6 protein-coding genes and 1 pseudogene are annotated in these 8,932 nt (G+C 72.7%); 5 read left to right on the top strand and 2 right to left on the bottom strand.

The features are described 5' to 3' along the window. Together MXD60_RS27820 and MXD60_RS27815 are read right to left on the bottom strand one after the other, a co-directional pair. Positions 1-88, bottom strand: a pseudogene (locus tag MXD60_RS27820) (DegT/DnrJ/EryC1/StrS family aminotransferase); the annotation flags it as partial. Positions 89-157: 69 nt separating this feature from the next. Further along, positions 158-622 (bottom strand): hemerythrin domain-containing protein, encoded by a 465-nt coding sequence (locus MXD60_RS27815; protein WP_248822662.1) that lies wholly within the window; start codon positions 620-622, stop codon positions 158-160. A gap of 846 nt (positions 623-1,468) precedes the next feature. On the opposite strand from MXD60_RS27815, the gene MXD60_RS27810 reads away from it, so the two are divergent. The 5 genes from MXD60_RS27810 to MXD60_RS27790 all read left to right on the top strand — a co-directional run bounded on the left by MXD60_RS27810 (position 1,469) and on the right by MXD60_RS27790 (position 8,834). Further along, a complete protein-coding gene (locus MXD60_RS27810; protein WP_248822661.1) occupies positions 1,469-2,908 on the top strand; it encodes a serine hydrolase domain-containing protein in 1,440 nt (479 codons plus the stop codon). 458 nt (positions 2,909-3,366) lie between these two features. Next, on the top strand, positions 3,367-3,861 hold the full coding sequence (locus MXD60_RS27805; protein WP_248822660.1) for an SsgA family sporulation/cell division regulator: 495 nt from the start codon (positions 3,367-3,369) through the stop codon (positions 3,859-3,861). Between the two features lie 516 nt (positions 3,862-4,377). Continuing rightward, positions 4,378-4,836, top strand: coding sequence for an ABC transporter substrate-binding protein (locus tag MXD60_RS27800; RefSeq protein ID WP_248822659.1), 459 nt, complete (start codon positions 4,378-4,380; stop codon positions 4,834-4,836). Positions 4,837-5,125: 289 nt separating this feature from the next. Then, positions 5,126-6,346: an ABC transporter substrate-binding protein gene (locus tag MXD60_RS27795; RefSeq protein WP_248822658.1), complete on the top strand. Its 1,221-nt coding sequence runs from the start codon at positions 5,126-5,128 to the stop codon at positions 6,344-6,346. A 451-nt stretch (positions 6,347-6,797) separates the two neighbouring features. Further along, the gene (locus MXD60_RS27790) at positions 6,798-8,834 is read left to right on the top strand and encodes an alpha/beta fold hydrolase (RefSeq protein ID WP_248822657.1); all 2,037 of its coding nucleotides are present in this window, start codon (positions 6,798-6,800) and stop codon (positions 8,832-8,834) included. The last annotated feature ends 98 nt before the right edge of the window (positions 8,835-8,932 follow it).

Below are 8,932 nucleotides of genomic sequence, written 5' to 3'. Positions count from 1 at the left end.
GCGCGTCCATGTCGGAGACCTGGCCGGCCATGTGCACCGGCATGATCGCCTTGGTGCGGGGGGTGACGGGGGCGGCCCCCCCCCCCGGGGGGGGGGGGGGGGGGCGCCCAGGCTGCCGGCGCTGCCCGGCAGAGAGGCCCTCAGTGGGACGAGGCCCTCAGAAGGAGATGAGGTCGCTCTCCGCGCGGATCTCCGCGATCAGCTCCCACTCGTCGGACGTCAGCACGGCGAGGGAGGCGGGGAACAGGCCCTCCTGTTCCTTGACGATGTGCCGCCCGAGCAGGGTCAGCGTCTCGATGAACCGTGCCGGCCAGGAGGGATCGGCGTGCGCCGAGCCGTCGGCCGCCTCGGTCAGGACGGCCTCGATCCGCCGGTGTTCGTCGCGCAGAACACCGATTTTCTCCGGGAACTCGACGGCCATCGGCGGAAACAAACCGCGTTCCTCGACGGCATTGTGTGGGCCTAGTACGGCGAACATCGCCTTTCCGCACTCGACGAGGGATTCGACGTCGCCGCTCCGATAGGCCGCGCGGGCGAGCGCCGAGAGTTCGACAACCTCGTCGTGCTCCCGGATAAGGTCCTCGATGGCCGGGGTGGCCAGGCACCAGCAGTAGTCAGACACAGTAGGGCCGTCCTCGGATCAGAAGAAGATCGGCTGATTTCCGGCGCCGTGGACGCGTCGGATCCGTCACCCGGCCGGTGCGCGCGGACCCGGTGTGGGACCGTGCCGGTCGAGTCGACGCGCCCGGCCGCTCGGGCCGCTGGCCCGGGCGCGGACCGGAATCGAACCGATCGGGGCGGGCTGGCAAGCCGCGAAAACACTGGTGAGCACCCTGCTGGCCCGCCGGTCGACCACGAGGGCCACCGGCCGGTTCCTGGCGTCTGGCGACAGCGAGACTCCCGCGGGCACAGCGGGTGCCGCCTGCCGTGCCCGCCGGGCCCACCGCTGTCGTCATCTCGCTCCTGTCCCGCCCCGCGACGCTCGGGGTGCGCCGCTTGTCCATCATCCGGCGCGATACACGACGCCTGGACGGACTTTGGTCCCGCAGCGGCATTCCGAACGACTACGGCGCACAGGTCGCGATGTCCGGACGGCATTGTTTTCCATCATGCGCACCATCGAGCCGGATGGGCAGGTGCGCCACGGGTGCCGTCGGTCGAAATGCCGCGCCGCGCCGGCCGTCATCACGTGACGGATTTGGCCGACCGTCGCATCGCGTCCGCTGCCGGTGTTTCCAGCGCTCGACCGGCGCCCGGGGCGTTCCGGCCGCCCTGCCCACCGCGATCCGCGCCTCGACCAGCGCGTACCGCTGGCGCGCTGCCAGGCGGACTGATCGGATGAGCGTGGGACGCTGGCGGAGTGTCCGCCCAGGTTGGGGGTGTCGATGTCGGCTTGGGGGTGTCGATGTCGGCGCAGTCGCCAGCACCGGACGCGCCGTCAGCCGGCCCGACCGCAGGGAGCGCCGCGATGACCAACCCGTTGCCGACAGCCGACCAGGAGCTGCTGCCCGGCACTCGCCGGCAGCTGCTGAGACTGCTGGCCGCGGAGCAGGTGAAGGGGCGGGCGCCGTCGATCGTCGCCTCGGTCGTGCGCGCGGGCCGACCCGTGTGGACCGGTGGCCGCGGCCGGGCGGCGGAGCTCGGTGGGGCGGCCACCGACGGGACGGGTCGTCCCGGTCCCGACACGCAGTACCGGATCGGTTCGATCACGAAGACCTTCACCGCGGTGCTGGTCATGCGCCTGCGGGAGGAGGGGCGTCTCGCGCTCGGTGATCCGCTCGACCGGCACCTGCCGGGCACGCCCGTCGGCGACCGCACCATCGCCCAGCTGCTGGCGCACCTCGGCGGGATCACGGCGGAGACGCCGCCGCCGTGGTGGGAGCGGGTGGCGGGGTCGGCTCATCCTGATCTCGCCGACGCGCTCGGGCCGACCCCGGCGCGGTTCCGTCCCGGCCGGCGCCACCACTACTCCAACGTCGGGTTCGCGGTTCTCGGCGAACTCGTCGCCCGCCTGCGCGCCATGAGCTGGGAGGAGGCGTTGCACCGCGAGTTGCTGGCGCCGCTGGGAATGACCCGCACGACGGCGATGCCCACCGCGCCGCACGCCCACGGCTACGCCGTCCACCCGCACGCGGACCTGCTCCTGCCGGAGCCGGCGCATGACGCGGGCGTGCTGGCGCCCGCCGGTCAGCTCTGGTCGACCGGCACGGACCTGGCCCGCTGGGCGGCGGTGCTCGGCGGGCACACCGACGCGGTGCTGTCCCTCGATGCCCTGGCCGAGATGCGCGAGCCGGCCGCGGTCGAGGGCGACACCGGCGACTGGCGTCTCGGCGCCGGGCTCGGCGTGCAGCTGCTGCGCGTCCCCGCCGGCGTGCTGGTCGGGCACGGCGGTTCGATGCCGGGCTTCGTCGCGGCGCTGTGGACGCGTCCGGCGGGCACCGCCGCGGTCGCGATGGCGAACGCGACCAGCGGCGTCGCGGTCGGGGAGCTCGCCGTCAGCCTGATCGACGCCGCCGACACCGCCGAGCCGCCGCTGCCGGCCGAGTGGGTGCCGGCGGGGCCGGCCGGCCGGGAGCCGCTCGAGCTGACCGGCGTCTGGTACTGGGGGGCCGCGCCGTACTCGGTGACGTTGCGGGCCGACGGCAGCCTGCTCCTCGCGCCGGTGCGCGGGCTGGGGCGGGCGTCCCTCCTGCGGGCCGGTCCCGCCGGGGACACCTGGACCGGGGTGGACGGCTATTTCGCGGGGGAGACGCTGACCCCGTGCCGCCGGCCGGACGGCGGGGTGAGCCATCTGGAACTGGCCTCGTTCGTGTTCACCCGTGGGCCGTACGCGCCGGCCGGGCCGGTGCCGGGCGGTGTGGACGGGGATGGCTGGCGGGCGGGCCCCGGGGCGGCGCCCGCCCGCTGAGCGACCGGCGGGCGCGCCGCCGCGAACATTCCCGCGAGCCGGGGACCAACGTCCCCGGCCGCTGCCCCGTCGGACCCGGGTTGGCGCTGTCGTGGCGGGGATGGCGGCCCTGGCCGCGGCCGGCCGGACGGGGAGGCGTCGACGGCCGGTGGGAGCGGGCTGGTCGCGGCGCTCGGCCCGCGCAGCCTACGCCGGACGAGGGCCACCCGACATGTCGGCGGCGGCCACCGGGGCCGCTCACGTCCGGGTGAACCCGAATCATCCGTGTATCCGACTCCGTACGCTTGTTCGCGAGGATGGCACTCGGAGCTGGCCACCGCCGATCACCGCCGGCGGCGAGCCCGGTCGACGTTCTGGATCCGCGGGCACCCGAGAGTCTGGTCTGTCCACCCGGTCGACACCCGTGGCGGGGTGGCGGCCGCCAGCCGCAGTACACAGGCCCACAGGGAGGGCATTTGATGATCCGTCGATCGGCGCGCCGCGGGACCATTTCCCGCCGCATCACCACGGAACTGCTGTCTGACGACGAACCGCCCCGCCAGGTGCACCTCACGCTGGGATTCGACGCCGTTGATCCGATCGCGGTCGCCCTCACCGTCGCGGGGCATGGCGGGATTCCCGTGGTGTGGCACTTCGCCCGCCGGCTGCTCGCCGACGGGGCCCGCCGCCCGGTTGGCCTCGGCGACGTCCGCGTCCGGCCGATCGTGCGGCGCGGCGCGCCGGCGCTCGCGCTGTGCCTGTCCAGCCCGTCGGGTACGGCCGAGTTCGAGCTTCCCGCGCGGGATGTGACGGCATTCCTGTGGCGGTCCTATGCGATGGTGCCCGCCGATGCCGAGGCGGCGGCGATCGAGTGGGCCGGTGAACTCCGGTTCGTGCCGGGTGTGCGGGCTCGGTCCGGCCACCGTCGGTCCAGGTCCTGGGCCGCGGCGCGGAAGTTCCACGCCAGCACCTGAGTCACAGCCAGCACCTGAGCCACGCCGGCACCTGAGCACCTCGTGATCCCTGGTCCGCGGTGCGCGCGATTCTTGCCGCGAGATTGGCCTGATTTATCGGAAAAGTCCGGCTTGCCCGGATATTTAACGAAGATCGGCGCGCCTGTGTGGATCTCTGGCGGGGTCGCCGCAGCGGTCACCGCGTTCAGATGCGAACACCCTTTGCCGCAATTGATCAATAAGTTTGATCTTTTGAAGCTTAGGGCAATATATCAAGGTTTCGTATCGCGGCAGGTTAGGGGCATCATGGCGTGCGCTATTCCTCTACCTCCAAGGAGTGGTCCTCAAATGCTTAAATAAGTTTGACTACTGTGACCGTCGAGATCCTTTGAGGTGCGGGACGCCTGCGTGGTTACGGGTAGGGTGTTGGCGGCGTTTCCCGCGGCTGTGCTGTGTGCGGCTTTCCTGGTTGGATGCGGCGGCGGAGCGGACACGTCGGCGTCATCCTGCGACGTCCCGGGAGTCACGGCCAACGAGGTGAAGGCGGGGCTGCCGTACCCGGCGACCGGCACGGGATCCGACGCCCTGGCATCGGCCCGGGCCGGCATCGAGGCCCGGTTCGCCGGCGTGAACGTGGCGGGTGGCGTCAACGGGCGGTGCATCGTCGACGACTGGCGCGACGAGCAGGCCGTGCAGGAGACCAACGTCGTGATGGCTCGGGAGCTGGTGGAGCAGGAGCACGTCTGCGCGCCGGAGCAGCGCGACTCGAAGCAGACGCTCGCATTCGTCGGCTACATCGTCGCGGGAATGTTCATCCGTGGCCTGCAGGCCGCTGGAAAGTGCCCGACCAGGCAGAACTTCATCGCCGGGCTGCGGACGGTGAAGAACTACCCGGCGGGCGACCTGATCAGTGCGGTCGACCTCGAGCGCGACTTCGGCAGGGTGGCCGAGTGCTACGCGTTCGTGTCGGTGAACAACACGGGCTCTCGCCCTTGAAGTTGATTTTCGTTCTTCAATGGGACTCGTGATCCGCCGGCCGCCGGCCGCCGGCCGCCGGTCAAGGTCCGCGGGTCGGGAAGGCGCGGACCTGGTCACACGCTCGCCGTCGAGGCTCGGCGCTTCGATCCCGCGAGGCGAACAGGGCAAAACGGGTCGGATCCCGCTCGCGCCCGGGTGGATGTGGCGTCAATACGGTCCGTTGTGATTAAGTAGATCAATCTTAGCTATGATTCGGTTACGGTAGATCTTAAATCTAAGATCCAGATGGGATCTGTGGGAGGGCTTCGTGGTTACGGGTCGGTCGCTTTCCGCATTATCCGTGCTCCTTGTATGCCTGGCCGGTCTGGCTGGCTGCGGGAGCGGAAAGAATACGGCGGCGGCTGCATCCTGTGACGCGCCAGGCGTCACGGCCAACGAGGTCAAGGTCGGGCTGCTGATACCGGATACCGGCGTCGGCGCCGACTCGCTCCGGCCGGGCCGGGCCGGCGTGGCGGCACGATTCGCCGTCCAGAACGCGGCGGGCGGCGTCAACGGACGCCGCATCGACTACCAGTGGCGGGACGATCAGGGCCTGCCGACCACCAATCTCGTGGTGAGCCGCGAACTGGTGGAGCAGGAGAACGTCTTCGGCGTGCTGGAGATGACCGCCGTCGCCGCCGGCGGCGCCGACTACCTCGCCGCCCAAGGCGTGCCGGTGGTCGGCATCGCGGTTCAACCTGTCTGGTCGAAGTATCGGAACATGTTCTCGGCGAGCTACAACGATGGCGCCGTCGACACGTTCGGCCGGTACGTCAAGGCGCATGGCGGTACGAAGGCCGTGGTCCTCTCCACCAGGATCGCCGCCGGATTCTCGAGCGACGCCGCCCTGCAGAAGAAGGCCAGTTTCGAGGCGGCCGGCATCCCGGTCACCATGGCGACGATCGACGAGTCGCCGACACCGCAGCAGATCGACCAGGTCGCGCGCCAGATACTGGCCGCGAACATCGACACGATATCCGGCTCGATCTCCACCGAGGACACCGCGCTGATCATGATCGCGGCCAGGCGGCTGGGAGCGCCGCTGAAGGTCGTGCTCTCCGGCGCCGACGCGGTCAGCACCGGGATGCTCCAGCGGTATGGTGCCCAGATCGCCGGCCTGACGACGGCCGGGTCCATCCTGCCGATCCAGATCAAGTCGCCCGCCTCCGACGCCTACCACGCCGCGATGGCGGAGTACTCGCCGGACCTGCAGGATCCGGACCAGACCGTGGGGCTTGTCGGCTACGTCGACGCGGACATCTTCATCCGCGGACTGCAGGCGGCGGGGCCGTGCCCGACCCGGAAGAGCTTCATCGCCGGCCTGCGCGCGGTGAAGAACTACACGGCGGGCGGCCTCGTCAGCGCGGTCGATTTCGACCGTGACTTCGGCAGGACGGCCGTGTGCGCCGCGTTCACCGCGGTGAACAGCGCCGGTACCGGCCTTGACGTCGTCGACCCGAACTACTGCGGGCAGCGACTGCCCGACTGAGACCGCCGCGGAGTCCGGGGCTGTCGTGATCGCGAGCGGTGCGCACGGACCGTTCGCGCCGGACGTCCGGCGCCCGTCACTGAATGTGTCCTGACGATGACTGTTTGGCGGTGATGACATGAGCCGCTCGGCAACCGCGACCTGGAACCGCTCCATGGCCGCGGGTTGGCGGCTGGCCCGGACCGCGCCCTGGTACGCCTTGGTCCGGCTACGATTCGCGGTCGAGAACTAGCCGGTAGGAATTCCGGGCCACCGCGGGGCCATGGCGGCACGAAGGCCCTGCGGGCAGCGGCTGGCGAGCTGATCGGCGTTCCTGACGCCGATCGGGATCGCCGCGGCGGTCATTGGCCGCAGCCCTTCGCCCGGCATCGGCAGCCGTGAGGCACTAGCCTGATCGCAGGCTTCGGATCGTCAGACTTCGGATCGTCGATCCGCACCCGCCACCACGTCCGTGGGCCGGCGGGCAGAGACGGGGGGGGGGCGCCCCCCCGGGGGGGGGGGGGGGGGCGCCGCCGCGGGAGTCGACGAGCTGGCGACCGAGCTCGGCGCGCTCGGCGCGAAGGTGACGGTCGCGGCCTGCGACACCGCCGACGCGACCGCCCTGGCCGCGCTGCTCGACAGTCTCGCCGCGGCCGGCACGCCGGTGACGACCGTCGTGCACGCCGCCGGCGTCGCCGGGCCACGGGTGCCGCTCGCGGAGCTTGAGCTCGGTCAGATCGCCGCGGTCGTCGCCGGGAAGGCCGGCGGTGCCGCCGCGCTGGACGCGCTGCTGCCCGCGGACACCGCCCTGGTGCTGTTCTCGTCGATCTCCGCGGTCTGGGGCAGCGGCAACCAGGCGGCCTACAGCGCGGCCAACGCCTACCTCGACGCGCTCGCCGCCCGCCGCGGCGCCGCCGGCCGCCCGACCACCGCCGTCGCGTTCGGCCCGTGGGCGCAGACCGGCATGGGTGCCGACCCTGAGCTGCGCGACTACCTGATCCGCCGTGGGCTGCGCCCGCTCGCCCCGGGGCCGGCGCTGCGCGCCCTGGGCGGCGCGGTCGCCGCCGACGAGGCCACGCTGACCGTCGTCGACGTCGACTGGGACCGTTTCCTGCCCGCGCTGACGGCGGCCCGCCCGAGCCACCTGTTCGACGACCTTCCGCCCACCGTGCCCACCGAGCCCGCCGAGCCCGCCGGCGCGTTGCCGGACGGCGGCGCCGAGGCGGCGCTGCCGCAGGTCGACTACGCCGTGCTGCCCGCCGCGGAGCGGGCGAGCGCGCTGGTCGAGCTGGTCCGCGCGCAGGCCGCCGGCATCCTCGGCCACGACTCGCCCGAGGACATCGACCCGGATCGCCGGTTCCTGGAGCTCGGCTTCGACTCTCTCGCGTCGGTCCAGCTCAGCCGCCGGCTGGCGGCGGCCACCGCGCTGCCGCTGGGGCCGCCGGTCGTCTTCGAGCACCCGACCGTGCACGACCTCGCCGCCCACCTGGACACCCTCGTCGTCCAGACCGGTCCGCGCACCGCCCTGCCGGCGAGCGTCGGCCAGGTGCCGGATCTCATGGCGGCGGCCGGCGGCGGGTTGGGCGCGGGCCTGATGGCCCCGGGCCCGCAGCTCGCCGCGCTGCTGGGTGGGGTCGGCGGCCCGCGACCGGCCCTGGGCGCGCCGGCTGGCGGCGTGCGTGAGCTCTACCGGCAGGCCTGCGCGGAGGGCAAGTTCCGGCCGGGTATGGAGCTGCTGCGGGCGGCCGCACGGCTGCGTCCGGTGTTCACCGAGGTCGGCGAGTTCGCCGGCCGGGTGACGCCCATCCAGCTCGCCGCCGGGCCGGCGGCCACCGCCGTGGTGTGCGTCCCGGCGATGGTCGCGCCGGCCGGTCCGCACAACTTCGCCCGCCTGGCCCTGCACCTGCACGGGCAGCGCGACGTGTACGGGCTGAGCCTGCCGGGATTCGACGAGGGCGATCCGCTGCCGGCCAGCGCCGAGCTCGCCGTCGACCTGCTCGCCGACACCATCGAACGGCACTTCGGCGACCGCTCGGTGGCCCTGGCCGGGTACTCCTCGGGCGGTTGGCTGGCGCACGCGGTCGCGACCCGGATCGAGCAGCGCGGCGGACGCCCGACGGCGGTGATGCTGCTCGACACCTGGTTCCCCGACGACCGCATCCGCCGCAACGACATCGACGAGGAGCTGCGCGGCATCGCCGTGAACGAGCAGGCCTTCGCACTGATGACCGAGGCGCAGGTCACCGCGCAGGGTGGCTACCTCGACCTGTTCGAGCACTGGCGCCCCGGACCGCTCGCCACGCCGCTCGTGCTGTTCCGCGCGACGGAGCGGATGCCCGAGCAGCCCGAGTCCGAACGGGACCCCGACGCCGAGCCGGCGGGGCCCGAGTGGGACCTCGCCTACGAGTCCGTCGACGTGGCCGGCGATCACCAGACGATGATGAACGAGTTCGCCGCGTCCACCTCCGCGGCGGTGCACGACTGGCTGCGGGGCAGCGACCCGCGCTGAGCCCGGTTCCGCCGGGGGCGCCCCCCGCCGCGGGCGCCCCCGCCCCCCCCCCCCCCCCCCCCCCCCCCCGCCCCCCCCCCCCCGCGGGCGCGGGCCCC

This window comes from Frankia sp. AgB32, from assembly GCF_023243045.1.
Classification (GTDB): Bacteria; Actinomycetota; Actinomycetes; order Frankiales; family Frankiaceae; genus Frankia.
This window is presented reverse-complemented; position numbering and strand designations above follow the sequence as displayed.